This is a genomic window from Herbidospora daliensis, from assembly GCF_001570585.1.
Lineage (GTDB): Bacteria > Actinomycetota > Actinomycetes > Streptosporangiales > Streptosporangiaceae > Herbidospora > Herbidospora daliensis.
Genome location: NZ_BBXF01000005.1, coordinates 959,200 through 973,011 on the forward strand (window position 1 = coordinate 959,200; position 13,812 = coordinate 973,011).

The window sequence follows — 13,812 nt, forward strand, 5'->3', positions numbered from 1 at the left end:
AAGGGGCGGTCCGGAGTTGCGCCGGGCCGCCCCCTTCTGCTATTCGGAGTCTTCCAGGCGGAAACCGACCTTCATGCCCACCTGGAAGTGGGCGACCTCGCCGTCCTGGATGTGGCCGCGGACCTCCGTCACCTCGAACCAGTCGAGATGGCGCAGCGTCTGCGACGCCCGCCTGATCCCGTTGCGAATGGCCTGGTCGACGGACTCCCCCGACGTTCCCACGATCTCGGTCACCCGGTAGGTGCGGTCAGACATCGTGCCTCCCTGTCGTCGCGAAACGATCATATGCCCCGGGCGTAGGGTTGGAACGTGAAGCTGTTTCATCGGCGGAATACGACCGTTCACCAGGTGACCGACGCACAGCCGTCCCTGTCGGCCGACATCCGCAAACGCGAGATCAGCTACGTGATCAAGATGTCGATCCGTGTCGTCTGCCTCATCCTGGCCGTGGCGTGGCCCGGGGCGCCCCTGTGGCTGCGAGGTGTCTTCATCGCGGGCGCGGTGCTTTTGCCGTACCTTGCCGTGATCGGGGCCAACGAGCGGGGAAAGGACCTTCCCCCACTTCAGGACATGGATGAAGCTAACCAAAACGAGATACCACGGCATCGACGCGAGATCGGGTCGTGACTAAGTCTTGACGCATCCTAAGGGTGGTAGGTGTACAGTTTAGCCAAGCGCTCTGGTCCCCCGTCGGAGCGCTGGTGCCGGCGTTCCGGGCCCCCGTCGGAACGCCGATGAAGCGACGCCGGGTGGTTTGCCCCCGTAACCACCCGGCGTCGCCCTATGTCCAGACCTTTTCTGCCGCCTTTACTCACGGCACGGTCTGACTGTCTCCGCGAAAAAGATCAGCGAATCTCGCCTTCCCCGCCGATCCCCTCACAGGCACCTCTCCGCGGCTGGGCCGAGGACAAACCCGGCGCGTAGGCGCTTTCTCTCATGAATTTCATGGCCGCATGGGGACAGGGACAAAGTCCGCTCGCTCCTCGACACGCGTGATCTGCCCGTCGGCGAGGACCACATGCTGCTGGAGGACCTCGCCCCGCTGTGAGAACCGGCGCACGAGGTCGTGGCACATCGACCCGACAGCGCCGACCTCTCCTTCCATCCCGGTGATCGTCCCCTTCGACCGGCTGCTCGCCTCTGCGTCGTACCAGACGGCGGTCATCTCGGCGCCCAGATCGCAGGTCGCCTTCGACGGGCTGCTCGCTTCTGCCGTCGCCGTGCCAAACAACGGACGTCCCGGCACGCAGGTCGTGGGTCGTCCTCCATTCCCGCTCCAGCCGCTGCACGCCCGGCCGGCAGTCGATCGTCGGCGTCGCTTCGCCGCTGGTCCCGCGTCGGCGATAGGGCCGGGGCCGTCGATCGTCACGACAAGGTCGACGCGGGCCGGGGGGCTTCAGTCCTGGGCGGGCCCGTCACCCCGGCCGCCGTAGGTGGCCTTATCTATCACCGTCCGACCCGCCGCTTCGCCGAGGGCGGTTGGAAGCGCGTGACACTCAAAGCGGTGGTCTCGGGCTCTTGTCAGGGGCGGCGGGCGGCCCACACTGTGCGCTCGGTTCGGACGGTGAGGTCGGTGCGGTGCAGGATGCTCTGCGGGCTGTTCGGGTCGAGGAGTTCGTCGAGGGCGGCGAGATCCCGAGGGCTGAGGGCGGGGGCGGCCACGCTGCGGATGCGCTGCAGGCTGCTGTGGGCGTAGCGGGCGATGGCCTCGTTGCGGGTTCCTTCGATGGCGACGGTGATGGTTCGTTTCTCCTCGACGGTGAAGCCGGCGGCGGTGAGCAGCGGGCCCCAGTCGGCGCCGCGGTGGGGCACGTGTTCGGCGTGGAAGTGGTCGGTCGCGGCGTGGGCGCGTTCTTCGAGGCCGGGGCTGGTCTCGGGGGCGTCGGCGGGCAGGAAGCGGGGGAAGCCGTCGAGCTCGACGACGGCGAACAGGCCGCCCGGCGTGAGCAGCGCGTGGACGTTGCCCAGAGCCCGCTCGGGCCGGGCCAGGTGGTGCATGGAGGCCGACGCCCACACCAGGTCGGGTGTGCCGAGGTCGGGCCAGTCGGCGTCGTCGAGGTCGGCCTGCACGGGGTGGACGCGGTCCTGAAGTCCGCGGGCGCACGCCTTCTCCCGCAGGATCCGGAGGTGGCCGGCGGCGGCGTCGACGGCCGTGACGTGGGCGTCGGGGAACCGGTCGAGGAGTGCGAAGGTACCTGCTCCGGTGCCGCAGCCCAGGTCCACGATCTGGCGGGGCGCGGACGTCAACGGCAGCCCGGCGGTGATGGACGCGATGTGCTCGGCGAGGACTTCGGCGTCCAGATCGAGGATCTCCGCCTGCCCGCTGTCGTCGTGGTCGTGAGTCATGGCCTCACCGTAGGACCGTCATGCGTATGACGCACGTTTACTTGCCAGATCGGCAAGAAGGTGGCCCGAGGCGCTGCCTGCGACGCAAAACTGCCGGCGAAAGGCTATTCGGGGTCGTCGTCGCGGCGGTGGCCGCGGCGGGCGTCGCGGTCGAAGATGCCCATGATCTCGCACGGCCCGCCGTCGGCGCCGATGGCGTGGGGCAGCATGGTCGGGAACTCGGCGGCCTGGTTGGTTTCGAGCCTGAACCGCCGATGGCCGAGCAGGAGGATCGCGGTGCCGGAGAGCACGACCAGCCATTCGCGGCCGGGGTGGGCGCGCATCCGGGCCGGGTTGTCCGGTGGCGGTTCGGTCATCCGCTGACGCATGACGCTCATGCCGGGATCGCCCTTGACCGGCCACCGCATGATGCCGTGGGCGCCGTCGATCATCGGGCTGACGACGACGTCGTCGGCGGCGTTCTCCACGAGCTGGTCGAGGGTGGTGTCGAGGGCGCGGGCGAGGACGACGAGCTGGTCGAGGGCGAGGCGGCGCTGACCGTTCTCGATGCGGCTCAGCGACGACTGGCTGAGGTTGGCGCGGGCGGCCAGTTCCTCCAGTGACCAGCCCTGGGCGACCCGCAGGGCGCGGATGCGTTTGCGTACGAGGCCGTCCAGCTGACCATCTTCTTGCGTCATAAGCAACATTCTATGCCCGTGCTGCAATACGGGCCTAGCGTCGGCACAACGCTCTCCGACCGGAAGGAAATCATGAGCATCCATCAGTCCGCCCAGGCGGCAACCGTGCCGGACGCGCGGCGGCTCCGGGCGATCCTGATCGCCGTTTCGACGGCGTTGATGGCCGTCATCGCGTCCGTGTCCGGGCTGAACGTCGCCCAGACCCACCTGGCCGTCGAGTGGGGCGCCTCGCAGACCACCGTTCTGTGGATCATCAACGTCTACACCCTGGCCCTGGCCGCGTTGCTGCTGCCGCTCGGCGCGATCGGCGACCGGCTGGGCCGCCGGCCCATGCTGATCGCCGGCCTGGTCGTCTTCGGCGCGGCCGGCGTCGTCTCGGGTCTCGCCCCGTCGGCCGCCGTGATGATCGGCGCCCGGGTGGCGGCGGGGGTCGGCGCCGCGATGATCATGCCGATCACGCTGGCCGTCATCACCTCCACCTTCCCCGAGGAGGAACGGGGCAGGGCGATCGGCGTGTGGACCGGCGTCGCCGGCGGTGGCGGCATCCTGGGCATGTTCCTCTCCGCACTCCTCGTGGACGTCGCCCACTGGCGGTGGTTGTTCGTGCTGCCGGTGGCCCTGGCCGTCGTCGCGCTGGCGATGACGGCCAGGTCGGTGCCCGACTCCCGCGAGCGCTCCGCCCACGCCTTCGACACCGTCGGCGCGCTGCTCTCCGCCGTCGCCGTGATCGGGCTCATCTTCGTCCTTCAGGAAGGCCCCGAACGGGGGTGGACCGACCCGGTCACCCTGGTCGGGCTGGTGGCCGGCCTCGCCGCCGCCGTCGCCTTCGTCGCCTGGGAACTGCGCCGCCGCGACGCGTCCCTGCTGGACGTGCGGCTCTTCCGTGAGCGCGGCCTGGCCGGCGGCTCGATCACCCTGCTCGTCGTGTTCGGCGTCCAGGCCGGGGTCGCCGTCGTCCTGTTCCCGTTCTTCCAGGCGGTCCTGGGCTGGTCGGGCCTGGTGTCGACGGTGGCGATGCTGCCCATGGCCGGCACGATGATGGCGGCGTCGGGCCTGGCCCCGAGGCTGGCGGCCACGATCGGCGCCCGCGCCACCATGGCCGCGGGCGTCGCCCTGGCCGGCCTCGGCCTCGTGCTGATGGCCCTGCTCGTGTCGGTCGACGGCGGCTACCCGCCGGTCTTGGCCGGCCTGCTCGCCATGGGGGTCGGCATGGGCCTGTCGATGACGCCCTCCACCGAGGCGATCACCGGTTCGCTGCCCCGCGCCGAGCAGGGCGTCGCCTCCGCGCTCAACGACGTCACCCGCGAGCTCGGCACCGCGCTGGGCGTCGCCGTGCTCGGCGCGCTGCTCGCGAACGGCTACCGCGGCGCCATCGACGGCAGGCTCGACGGCGTCCCCGCGGGGGCCGCCGGCATCGCCCGCGAAGGCGTCGCCAACGCCGTCGAGGTCGCCGCCGCGACCGGCGGCCACGCCCGGGCCCTGATCGACGCCGCGCAGCAGGCGTTCGTCGAGGGCTGGCGGCAGTCGATGTGGATCGGCGCCGCCGTCATGGGCGTCCTGCTCGTCTACGTCGCCCTGCGCGGGCCGGGGAGCACTAGTCGCGGGTCCATTCGGCCGCCTTGGCGGAGATGAGCGCCGCCGCCTCGGCCGGGGCCGTGCCGGCGCCCTGGGCCAGGCCCAGGAGGTAGGCCGTCAGGGGCGCGGCGGGGCGGGCGACCCCGTGGGCCACGTCGCGCGTCATGTCGAGCACCAGGTCACGGTCGACGACGGCCGGGTCGATGCCGAGTTCGCGGCAGACCAGGGCGGTCCACTCCTCCAGGACGTTCACGGGCGGGCTCCAGATCGGTAGTGACGGTCAGCCGCCGATCGCGCTCATCGGGCGCGACGGCTGGAGGAACTCGGGGTCGTCGATGCCGTGGCCGGGCTTCTTGCGGGCGATCGAGGCGGTCCAGCGGGCGGCGAGGTCGGCGTCGGAGGCGCCCTCGCGCATGGCCCGCCGCAGGTCGGACTCCTCGGTGGCGAACAGGCAGTTGCGGATCTGGCCGTCGGCGGTCAGCCGGACGCGGTCGCAGGCGCCGCAGAACGGGCGGGTGACCGAGCCGATCACGCCGACCGTCGCGGGGCCGCCGTCGACGAGGAACAGTTCGGCGGGGGCGCTGCCGCGGTCTTTCGGGTCGGCGTCCTCGAGGTCGAAGTCGGCCTTGAGCAGGCCGAGGATCTCGTCGGCGGTGATCATGTTGTCGCGGCTCCAGCCGTGCTGGGCGTCGAGCGGCATCTGCTCGATGAACCTGAGCTGGTAGCCGCGGTCGAGGCAGTAGCGCAGCAGGTCGGCGGCCTCGTGGTCGTTCACGTCGCGCATCAGCACGGCGTTGACCTTCACGGGGCGCAGACCGGCCGCGTCGGCGGCGGCCAGGCCGTCGAGGACGTCGGGCAGACGGTCGCGGTGGGCCAGCTTCTTGAAGATCTCGCGGTCGATGGTGTCGAGCGACACGTTGACCCGGTGGAGGCCCGCCTCGGCGAGCGGCGCGGCCAGCTTGGCCAGGCCGATCCCGTTGGTCGTGAGGGAGATCTCGGCGCCCAGGCCGGAGGTGCGGGCGACGATGTCGACCAGCTCGCGGCGGAGCAGCGGCTCGCCGCCGGTGTAGCGGACCTCGGTGACGCCGAGGTCGCGCACGCCGATGGTGACCAGGCGGACGATCTCATCGGCGGTCAGCAGGTCGGGTTTGGGCAGCCAGTCGAGACCTTCCGGCGGCATGCAGTAGCTGCACCGGAGGTTGCATCGATCGGTCAGCGACACCCGCAGGTCAGTCGCGACACGCCCGAACGAGTCGACCAGCACGTAACCATCTCCATTCTGTATGCCAGCTTAGAGCAGATACAACCGCGCCCGATCAACGGGGATTCCTCCAGAGGAAAACCATTGGGAACGCTTAACCCCGGTTCGGCACACTGGTCGCACTGAACAGGAGATCATCATGCCGAAGGAAGTCGCCCACAACCTGCTGTCCTGGGCCAGCGACATCGACGCCGGAACGATCGAGCAGGCGGCCCGGACCGCGCGCCTGCGCTTCGTGTCCGGACACGTCGCGCTCATGCCTGACGCGCACATCGGGATCGGCGCGACCGTCGGCTCGGTCATCCCCACCGAGGGCGCGATCATCCCCGCCGCCGTCGGGGTCGACATCGGCTGCGGGATGATCGCGACCGAGACCGACCTGACCGCCGCCGACCTGCCCGCGAACCTCGACGCGCTGATGCCGCTGGTCGAGATGCGCATCCCGGCCGGCGTGGGCCGGGGGCACGACGGCCGGGCCGTCGACAAGGCGCTGGAGGCGCTCGGGCGGCCGTCCACGGAACTGACCGCCAAGCAGGACCGGACGGTGGCGGCGCAGTTCGGCACCCTCGGGTCGGGCAACCACTTCGTGGAGGTCTGCCTCGACGAGCGCGACCGCGTGTGGACGGTGCTCCACTCCGGCTCGCGCGGGATCGGGAACCAGCTCGCCACCCGCCACATCGCCGACGCGAAGAAGGCGATGAAGCAGGCGGCGATCGGGCTGGAGGACCCCGACCTGGCCTACTTCGTCCAGGGGACGCCGGAGTTCGCCGCCTACATCGACGACATGTTGTGGTCGCAGGCCTACGCGATGGCCTCGCGGGCGCGCATGGACGCGGTGTTGTCGAACGCGCTGTTCTCGGTGGTCGGGAAGGGCCGCCGGGTCCGGACGATCAACTGCCACCACAACTTCACCCAGCGGGAGACCCACCACGGCAAGTCGTTGTGGATCACCCGCAAGGGCGCCATCAAGGCCGACACCGGCGACGAGGGCGTCATCCCGGGCTCGATGGGGACGCGGTCCTACATCGTGCGCGGGAAGGGCAACGCCGACTCCTACCACTCGTGCTCCCACGGGGCGGGGCGGCGGATGTCGCGCGGGCAGGCCAAGCGCACGCTCACCGCGTCGTCGCTGAAGAAGGCGATGGAGGGGCGCACCTGGAACGCCGACCGGGCGTCGGCGCTGGTGGACGAGCACCCGGAGGCCTACAAGTCGATCGACCAGGTCATGGCCGACCAGACCGACCTGGTGACCGTGCAGCACACGCTGCGCCAGGTGTTCAACTACAAGGGTTAGCCGGTTCCGCGCACGAGCAGGAGCACCACGGCCAGCGCCGCCACGGCGACCGCGCTCTCGAAGGGCGCCGAAGGGCGGCGTACCAGCCGGGGCGCGAACGCCAGCGCGGCGGCGAGCGGCGCGGCCGGCCACCACAGCACCACGACGGCGGCGACCAGGAAGACCGGGGTGAGCGTCAGGGTCCGGCGGCGGCCGAGCCGCTGGGGCAGGCCGCGCACCCCCGTCTCCAGGTCGCCGTCGATGTCGGGCAGCACGTTGGCCAGGTGGGCGCCGATCCCGAGCAGCGCCCCGGCGGCCACCGACCACCAGGCGGGCCACGGCTGGCCGGGCAGCCCGAGCGACACGAACGCCGGGAACTGCCCGAACCCGATCGCATAGGGCGCCCAGGAGAACACGGTGGCCTTCAGGCCGAGGTTGTACGCCCACGCCGCCGCCACCCCCAGCAGGTGGAACCCGCCCGCCGCCAGGCCATTGGCCAGCGACAACGGCACGCAGGCCAGCAGGGCGGCGAAGGCGGCCGCCCACAGGGTGGCGACCGAGACGCGCCCGGTGACCACGGGCTTGCCGGTACGCCCCAGGGCCCGGTCGCGCCCCGCGTCCACGGCGTCGTTCGACCAGCCCACCGACACCTGACCGGCGAGCACGGCGGCCAGCACGAGCAGGCACCCGGCGGGGTCGCGGCCCGATCCGGCGGCGAGCGCGGTCACCAGCGCGGTGACCGCCAGCGTCGGCCCGGGGTGACACGCGAGGGCTAATCCCAGCAGCACAGGGGTTGGGGTTCCCAACGGGACGCACATGAACCCGTGAGGGGTGGGCAGAGATCGGAAGGGGATGGATTTCTGCCGATCTGGGAGTGCGATGTCACGTATCGCCGCCGTTCATGGCGTCCTGCCGCCGAACCGCTACGCGCAGGCTGAGATCACCGACGCGATCGCCCGTCTGGGCTTCCTCGACGCCACCGAACGCCGCGTTCTCGAACGACTCCACAAGCACGCCCAAGTCGACTTCCGGCACCTCGTACTGCCCCTCGACGACTACGTGAAACTCGACGGTTTCGGCGCGGCCAACGACGTGTTCGTCGCGGCGGCGGTCGACCTGGGCTCCCAGGCCGTCGCCGAGGCCCTCGACGCGGCGGGCCTGACCCCCCGCGACGTCGACATGATCTTCTTCACGACGGTGACCGGCATCGCCGCGCCGTCGATCGAGGCCCGCATCGCCTCCCGCCTGGGCATGCGCCCCGACGTGAAACGCCTGCCGCTGTTCGGCCTGGGCTGCGTGGGCGGCGCGGCCGGGGTCGCCCGCGTCCACGACTACCTGCGGGCGGGGTCGGCGCGGGTCGCGGTGCTGCTGTCGGTGGAGTTCTGCTCGCTGACCATCCAGCGCGACGACCGCTCGATCGCCAACCTGGTCGCGGGCGGCCTGTTCGGCGACGGCGTGACCGCCGTGGTCGCCACCACCTCCGACGGCCCCGGCCCCCGCGTGATCGACTCCCGCTCCCACCTCTATCCCGACTCCGACCAGGTCATGGGCTGGGACATCACCAACGGCGGCTTCCGGGTGGTCCTCGACGCCAGCGTCCCGGCCGTGGTCCGCACCTACCTGCCCGGCGACGTCGACGGCTTCCTCGGCGACCACGGCCTGACCAGGAAGGACGTCACGGCCTGGGTCTGCCACCCGGGCGGGCCGAGGGTCCTGGAGGCGGTCGTCGAGGCCCTCGACCTGCCGCCGGACGCGCTCGACGTCACGTGGCGGTCGCTGGCCGAGGTCGGCAACCTGTCGTCGTCGTCGGTGCTGCGGGTCCTGGCCGACACGATGAAGCTCGATCCCCCGAAGGGCACCCCCGGCCTCATGATCGCGATGGGCCCGGGGTTCTGCTCGGAACTCGTCCTCCTGGAGTGGTGATGGGCTGGTACGCCCTGCTGGTGGCCCTCGTCGGCGTCGAACGGCTCGCCGAACTCGTCGTCGCCAAGCGCAACCTCCGCTGGAGCCTCGACCGGGGCGGCGTCGTCGCCGGTCAGGGCCACTACCCGTTCATGGTGGTGCTGCACACCGGCCTGCTGGCCGGGTGCCTCGCCGAGGTGTACGCCGCCGGCCGCCCCTTCGTGCCCGCCCTCGGCTGGCCGATGCTGGCCCTGGTGGTCGCCTCCCAGGCGCTGCGCTGGTGGTGCATCCGGACGCTCGGGCGCCAGTGGAACACCCAGGTCGTGGTCGTGCCGGGACTGACGGCGGTCACCGGAGGGCCCTACCGGTTCCTGCGCCACCCCAACTACGTCGCGGTCGCCGTCGAGGGCGCCGCGTTGCCGCTCGTCCACTCGGCCTGGGTGACCGCGCTGGTCTTCACGGTGCTGAACGCGGGGCTCATGGTGGTCCGGATCCGGTGTGAGGAGACCGCGCTGACCCGGCTGGAAACGGCGTGATCGACTTATTGATCGCGGGCGGCGGGCCCGCCGGGCTGGCGACCGCCTGCCACGCCGCGCTGGCCGGGATGGAGGCCGTCGTCGTCGAACCCCGGGCGACCCCGGTCGACAAGGCGTGCGGCGAGGGGCTGATGCCCACGGGCGTCGAGGCGCTGCGCTCGCTGGGGGTTTCGCCCGAGGGGTGGCCGCTGCGCGGCATCGCCTACCTCGACGCGGGCGGCTCGGTGACCGCGCCCTTCCCGCGCGGCGCGGCCGGGCTCGGCGTCCGGCGCACGATCCTGCACGAGGCGCTCGCCAAACGGGCCGCCGACCTCGGGGTGCGGGTGGTCGCCGGGCGGGTGGCGCGGTTCCGGCAGCGGACCGGCGACGTCGAGGCCGACGGGTTCGGCCGGGCCCGCTGGCTGGTCGCGGCCGACGGGCTGCACTCCCCCTTACGCGCCGCCCTCGGGCTGACCGTCCCGTCACGGCGGGCACGCCGCCACGGCCTGCGCCGCCACTTCGCCGTCGCCCCGTGGAACTCCCACGTCGAGGTGCACTGGTCGCCGGGCGCGGAGGCGTACGTGACGCCGGTGGGGGCCGGGCTGGTCGGGGTGGCGGTGCTGAGCTCGCGGCGGGCCCCCTACGAGGAGCACCTGGCCGCCTTCCCCGCGCTGCGCGACCGGCTCGGGGCCGCGTGCTCGCCGGTCAAGGGGGCGGGGCCGCTGCGGCAGGGGGCGGTGGCCCGGGTGGCCGGGCGGGTGCTGCTCGTCGGCGACGCGGCCGGATACGTGGACGCGCTCACCGGCGAGGGCGTCTCGCTGGCGGCGCGGTCGGCGGAGGCGCTCGTGGCCGCGCTGCGGGCCGGGGATCCGGGATCCTACGAACGGGCCTGGCGGCGGCTCTCGCGGCGGCAGCGGGTGCTCACGGAGGCGCTGGTGGCCGTCAGGGGGAACCGGGCGACCGGCGACCTGATCGCGCCGGCCGCGCGGCGGCTCCCGTGGGCCTTCCGCGCGGCCGTCGCTCTTCTCGCCTAGCGGCGGGCCACCAGGATCAGGCGGCTCGACCCGATCTCGTAGGGGGCGCCGTCGGGGCCGGCGTACAGGCCGATCGACGGGAAGCCCGCCTGGGCGACCATGCGCCGGACCTCGGCGACGGTGTAGACGTGCTGGACCGAGGTCCCCCGGTGCACCTCGTCACCCCGGGTGAAGGTGAAGTGGGTGAGCCAGCGGCTGCCCGTCACGTCGTACTCGTTGACCGACTCGGCGGTGACGCCGCCGATGGTCATCGGCTCCTCCTCCAGGGTGACGCCCGGGAGGAACGACTCGGCCACGAAGCCGTAGTCGAGGACCAGCGTCGCGGCGGTCAGCCCGTTGAGGAAGCCGATCGTCTCGTCGTGGTCGAGGTAGCCGAAGGCGTTGCCCATGCAGATCGCCGTGTCGGCGGCCGATTCGGGCAGCGCGCGCATGTCGCCGACCTGGAAGGCCGCGTCGAGGCCGCGCCTCGACGCCTCCGTGGTCGCGTGGGCGATCGCCTCGGCCGACACGTCGACGCCGGTCACCCGGCGGCCGCGCGCGGCCAGTTCGAGGGCGTGCCGCCCGCTGCCGCAGGCCACGTCGAGGACGTGGTCGCCCGGCAGGGACATCAGGAAGTCGATCTCGGCGGCGGTGTGGCCGGCGGGCACGGCGGCCCGCCAGAAGGTGTTGGGCAGCTCGGTGAAGAAATCCGTGTACCACGGCATTGGAAGAATGCTCCAGTCAGAGTGGGAGAAATCGTTTCTCGTCTCGACCGGGGCAGCGCTGGACCACCCCGGTCACACCGGGCGGGCAGCCATGGCCTCTCCTCGTTTCGCTGAACTGGGTATGACGGTAGCGGCTGATAGAACCGTTGTCATGATGATTACGACCTCGCGCGACGGCACCACCCTGGCCTACGACCAGGTCGGCGAGGGCCCGCCGGTGATCTTCGTGGGGGGCGTCTTCAACGAGCGCGACACGGGCCTGCCGCTGGCCGAGGCGCTGGCCGGCCACTTCACGGTCTTCGTGTACGACCGGCGCGGTCGCGGCGGCAGCGGCGAGGTGGCCCCGCCCTTCGAGATCGCCGACGAGGTCGACGACCTGAAGGCGATGATCGAGGCGGCGGGCGGCGAGGCGGCCGTGTTCGGCTACTCCTCGGGCGGGCTGCTGGCGCTGAAGGCGCTGCTCGCCGGGGCCCGCATCACCCGCATGGCCCTCTACGAGCCGCCCTACCAGAACGAGAACCCCTCCCCCGCCGACCACGCCGGTCACCTGACCGAGCTGGTCTCCCAGGGGCGGCGCGCGGAGGCGGTCGAGTACTTCCAGTTGAAGATCATCGGCATGCCGCCGCACATGGTCGAGCAGGCCAGGAACGCGCCGTTCTGGCGGCGCCTGGAGGCGCTGGCGCCCTCGTGCGTGTACGACGCCCTGCTGGTGACCGACCGCGAGCTGCCCGAGCAGCTGGCCGCCCTGCGCCCGCCGCCCACGCTGGTGCTCGACGGCGCGGCCAGCCCCGACCGGCTGCGCGGCATGGTGGGCGCGCTGGGCACGGCGGTCACCGGCGCTCAGGTGGTGGCCCTCGACGGGCAGACCCACACGATCGATCCCGAGGTCACCGGGCCGATCGTGCGGGCGTTCCTCACGACCGGGCCTTCGCCGACGCCTTCCGGTTCGCCTTCTTGATCGCGTCCACCAGCTCGGTCTTGCTCATCGACGACCGGCCGGGCACGTCGAGGCGCTTGGCGACGTCGTAGAGGTGCTGCTTGGAGGCGTTGGCGTCGACGCCCTCGGCGGTCTTGCCGGGCTTGGGGGTGCTCTTCTCGGCCTGGCGGTCGGAGGGGCCCTTCTTCGCCTTGGGCTCCCAGTGGTCGCCGACCTTCTCGAAGCCGTGCTTGAGGGCGGCGTTGGCGGTCCGGTGGGCCCGTTCGCCCTCGCCGTATTGGTCGACGGCCGAGTCGTGGGCCTTGAGCCAGGTCCGCTGGGCCTTCTTCGGGGAGCGTTTCAACGTGTCGGGGAGTTCCTGACGGGCGGGCATGGTCTCCACCTTTCGTCGTCCGGACGGTCCCCCTGCCCCGCTTCGGCCGGGTGACTCCCCCGGTCAGGCCAAGAGTTCGTCCAGGTCGAGCCGGAGCGCCAGCTGGTCGCCCAGCTCGCGCAGCAGGCCGGCGTCGGCCAGGGAGAGCGGGCGGCGGGCGCCGGCGCGGCGCGCGAGGGTCACCGTGCCCATCGGGCGGCGGGCCACGAGCGGCACGCAGACCAGGGAGCCGACGCCGAGCCGGGCGGCCACCCTGACCCCGTCGGGGTCCTCCCCCAGCACGCCGAGATCGTCGAGCGGGCTCTCCAGCGCGAGGTGACCGCTGGCGAGGACCCGCCGCTGCAGGTCGAGCGGCCGGTCGGCGGCGGCGTCGCCCATCAGGGCCGCTGCCGGGCGCCACCTGCCCGCCTGGTCGAGCAGGTCGACGCAGACCCAGTCGGCCAGTGTCTCCCGCAGCGCGGCCGCCGCCTTCCCCGGGGAGAACCCGGGCGAGAGCAGCAGCCGGGAGAAGGAGGTCAGCACGTCCTCGCGCGCGGGCTGGATCTCGGGGCCGGCCGGCGCGACCGGTTCGAGCGGCGGCACGACCGAGGTGCCGATCAGCAGGTGGGGGCGCTCCCCCGGCAGGTCGAGCGCGGCGATCGCGAGGGTGACGTCCACCGGGGGCAGGCGCCGGCGCGCCAGCCGCATGCGGACGGTGCGGGTCTCGCCGGTCCGGCTCGCCGCCGCCAGCGCCGACCGCAGGGCGGCCCGGAAACGCAGGTCGGCGAAGACGGGGAAGGGGCGGCCGGAGGCGTACGACTGGGTGACGTCGAGCAGGGCCAGCGCGGCGGCGTTGGCGCGGCGGATCACGCCGTCGTCGCCGGTCACGATCAGGGTGGGGAACGGCGAGCCGGTGAAGGCCGACCGCAGCAGCAGGCGCTCCAGCTCGGCGGGGCTCTTCTCGGCGGCCACCTGGTCGGCCCAGGAGACCAGCTCCTCCTGGCGGACCTTGAGCTCCTCGGTGGCCACGTCGAGCTCCAGCAGGGCGGCGTCGGCCCACTCGTCGCGGCCGAGGCCGGCGGTCACGTACGACCGCGACTCCCGCAGATAGGACAGGCGCTTCTGGAATTCGGCGAACTCGGTCTCGAACGCGCCGGCCACCGGTTCGGTCATCGCTCCCCATCTCCATCGCCTGATCGCCAACGGGAGACACCGTGCCCTCGGAGGGGGCGCCCA

At 72.2% G+C, this 13,812-nt stretch carries 17 protein-coding genes; 7 read left to right on the forward strand and 10 right to left on the reverse strand.

The genetic code is table 11. The features are described 5' to 3' along the window. Positions 1-39 precede the first annotated feature (39 nt). Entirely contained in the window at positions 40-255 is a 216-nt protein-coding gene (locus AW274_RS27680) for a dodecin (protein ID WP_030452318.1), read from the reverse strand. A gap of 54 nt (positions 256-309) precedes the next feature. Between AW274_RS27680 and AW274_RS27685 the strand changes: the two genes are divergently transcribed. Then, a complete protein-coding gene (locus AW274_RS27685; RefSeq protein WP_062437624.1) occupies positions 310-627 on the forward strand; it encodes a DUF3099 domain-containing protein in 318 nt (105 codons plus the stop codon). 316 nt (positions 628-943) lie between these two features. On the opposite strand, the gene AW274_RS27690 is transcribed toward AW274_RS27685, so the two are convergent. The 3 genes from AW274_RS27690 to AW274_RS27700 form a co-directional block, all read right to left on the reverse strand. Further along, complete coding sequence (locus AW274_RS27690) at positions 944-1,165, reverse strand: hypothetical protein (protein ID WP_157520759.1); 222 nt, start codon at positions 1,163-1,165, stop codon at positions 944-946. Positions 1,166-1,521: 356 nt separating this feature from the next. Next, positions 1,522-2,346 (reverse strand): class I SAM-dependent methyltransferase, encoded by an 825-nt coding sequence (locus AW274_RS27695; RefSeq protein WP_062437629.1) that lies wholly within the window; start codon positions 2,344-2,346, stop codon positions 1,522-1,524. A gap of 104 nt (positions 2,347-2,450) precedes the next feature. After that, on the reverse strand, positions 2,451-3,023 hold the full coding sequence (locus AW274_RS27700; protein WP_062437631.1) for a helix-turn-helix domain-containing protein: 573 nt from the start codon (positions 3,021-3,023) through the stop codon (positions 2,451-2,453). Between the two features lie 72 nt (positions 3,024-3,095). Between AW274_RS27700 and AW274_RS27705 the strand changes: the two genes are divergently transcribed. Further along, entirely contained in the window at positions 3,096-4,655 is a 1,560-nt protein-coding gene (locus AW274_RS27705) for an MFS transporter (RefSeq protein ID WP_062437633.1), read from the forward strand. On the opposite strand, the gene AW274_RS27710 is transcribed toward AW274_RS27705, so the two are convergent. Together AW274_RS27710 and moaA are read right to left on the reverse strand one after the other, a co-directional pair. Continuing rightward, complete coding sequence (locus AW274_RS27710) at positions 4,618-4,851, reverse strand: DUF6457 domain-containing protein (RefSeq protein ID WP_062437636.1); 234 nt, start codon at positions 4,849-4,851, stop codon at positions 4,618-4,620. The genes AW274_RS27705 and AW274_RS27710 overlap by 38 nt on opposite strands. A gap of 27 nt (positions 4,852-4,878) precedes the next feature. Further along, positions 4,879-5,862, reverse strand: a complete 984-nt coding sequence (moaA, locus tag AW274_RS27715; protein WP_062437639.1) for a GTP 3',8-cyclase MoaA — start codon at positions 5,860-5,862, stop codon at positions 4,879-4,881. Positions 5,863-5,998: 136 nt separating this feature from the next. Between moaA and AW274_RS27720 the strand changes: the two genes are divergently transcribed. Further along, the gene (locus AW274_RS27720) at positions 5,999-7,153 is read left to right on the forward strand and encodes an RtcB family protein (protein WP_062437642.1); all 1,155 of its coding nucleotides are present in this window, start codon (positions 5,999-6,001) and stop codon (positions 7,151-7,153) included. Here AW274_RS27720 and AW274_RS27725 read toward each other — a convergent pair. Then, the gene (locus tag AW274_RS27725) at positions 7,150-7,920 is read right to left on the reverse strand and encodes a UbiA family prenyltransferase (RefSeq protein WP_232320402.1); all 771 of its coding nucleotides are present in this window, start codon (positions 7,918-7,920) and stop codon (positions 7,150-7,152) included. The two genes, AW274_RS27720 and AW274_RS27725, sit on opposite strands and share 4 nt — an antisense overlap. A gap of 91 nt (positions 7,921-8,011) precedes the next feature. Between AW274_RS27725 and AW274_RS27730 the strand changes: the two genes are divergently transcribed. From AW274_RS27730 to AW274_RS27740, 3 genes are read left to right on the forward strand one after another with little or no spacing between them, the layout of a single operon-like run. Further along, positions 8,012-9,055, forward strand: a complete 1,044-nt coding sequence (locus tag AW274_RS27730; RefSeq protein WP_062437646.1) for a type III polyketide synthase — start codon at positions 8,012-8,014, stop codon at positions 9,053-9,055. Continuing rightward, a complete protein-coding gene (locus tag AW274_RS27735; protein ID WP_062437648.1) occupies positions 9,055-9,570 on the forward strand; it encodes an isoprenylcysteine carboxyl methyltransferase family protein in 516 nt (171 codons plus the stop codon). Before AW274_RS27730 ends, AW274_RS27735 begins: the two co-directional genes overlap by 1 nt. Then, the gene (locus tag AW274_RS27740; protein WP_062437650.1) at positions 9,567-10,583 is read left to right on the forward strand and encodes an NAD(P)/FAD-dependent oxidoreductase; all 1,017 of its coding nucleotides are present in this window, start codon (positions 9,567-9,569) and stop codon (positions 10,581-10,583) included. The genes AW274_RS27735 and AW274_RS27740 overlap by 4 nt, the downstream gene beginning before the upstream one ends. Here AW274_RS27740 and AW274_RS27745 read toward each other — a convergent pair. Then, positions 10,580-11,287: a class I SAM-dependent methyltransferase gene (locus AW274_RS27745; protein ID WP_062437653.1), complete on the reverse strand. Its 708-nt coding sequence runs from the start codon at positions 11,285-11,287 to the stop codon at positions 10,580-10,582. The two genes, AW274_RS27740 and AW274_RS27745, sit on opposite strands and share 4 nt — an antisense overlap. 151 nt (positions 11,288-11,438) lie before the next feature. Between AW274_RS27745 and AW274_RS27750 the strand changes: the two genes are divergently transcribed. Beyond that, entirely contained in the window at positions 11,439-12,245 is an 807-nt protein-coding gene (locus tag AW274_RS27750) for an alpha/beta fold hydrolase (RefSeq protein WP_062437655.1), read from the forward strand. Here the strand turns inward: AW274_RS27750 and AW274_RS27755 are convergent. Next, positions 12,202-12,597: a ChaB family protein gene (locus tag AW274_RS27755; protein WP_062438060.1), complete on the reverse strand. Its 396-nt coding sequence runs from the start codon at positions 12,595-12,597 to the stop codon at positions 12,202-12,204. The two genes, AW274_RS27750 and AW274_RS27755, sit on opposite strands and share 44 nt — an antisense overlap. A 63-nt stretch (positions 12,598-12,660) precedes the next feature. After that, complete coding sequence (locus AW274_RS27760) at positions 12,661-13,749, reverse strand: GAF domain-containing protein (RefSeq protein ID WP_062437657.1); 1,089 nt, start codon at positions 13,747-13,749, stop codon at positions 12,661-12,663. Between the last annotated feature and the right edge of the window lie 63 nt (positions 13,750-13,812).

What these genes read in the sequence shown, in the direction of transcription:
- AW274_RS27730 (WP_062437646.1), top strand. Translation starts at nt 8,012, where the DNA reads ATGTCACGTATCGCCGCCGTTCATGGCGTCCTGCCGCCGAACCGCTAC.
- AW274_RS27700 (WP_062437631.1), bottom strand. Translation starts at nt 3,023, where the DNA reads ATGACGCAAGAAGATGGTCAGCTGGACGGCCTCGTACGCAAACGCATC.
- AW274_RS27760 (WP_062437657.1), bottom strand. Translation starts at nt 13,749, where the DNA reads ATGACCGAACCGGTGGCCGGCGCGTTCGAGACCGAGTTCGCCGAATTC.
- AW274_RS27720 (WP_062437642.1), top strand. Translation starts at nt 5,999, where the DNA reads ATGCCGAAGGAAGTCGCCCACAACCTGCTGTCCTGGGCCAGCGACATC.
- AW274_RS27750 (WP_062437655.1), top strand. Translation starts at nt 11,439, where the DNA reads ATGATGATTACGACCTCGCGCGACGGCACCACCCTGGCCTACGACCAG.
- AW274_RS27735 (WP_062437648.1), top strand. Translation starts at nt 9,055, where the DNA reads ATGGGCTGGTACGCCCTGCTGGTGGCCCTCGTCGGCGTCGAACGGCTC.
- AW274_RS27695 (WP_062437629.1), bottom strand. Translation starts at nt 2,346, where the DNA reads ATGACTCACGACCACGACGACAGCGGGCAGGCGGAGATCCTCGATCTG.
- AW274_RS27755 (WP_062438060.1), bottom strand. Translation starts at nt 12,597, where the DNA reads ATGCCCGCCCGTCAGGAACTCCCCGACACGTTGAAACGCTCCCCGAAG.
- AW274_RS27705 (WP_062437633.1), top strand. Translation starts at nt 3,096, where the DNA reads ATGAGCATCCATCAGTCCGCCCAGGCGGCAACCGTGCCGGACGCGCGG.
- AW274_RS27690 (WP_157520759.1), bottom strand. Translation starts at nt 1,165, where the DNA reads ATGACCGCCGTCTGGTACGACGCAGAGGCGAGCAGCCGGTCGAAGGGG.
- AW274_RS27745 (WP_062437653.1), bottom strand. Translation starts at nt 11,287, where the DNA reads ATGCCGTGGTACACGGATTTCTTCACCGAGCTGCCCAACACCTTCTGG.
- AW274_RS27680 (WP_030452318.1), bottom strand. Translation starts at nt 255, where the DNA reads ATGTCTGACCGCACCTACCGGGTGACCGAGATCGTGGGAACGTCGGGG.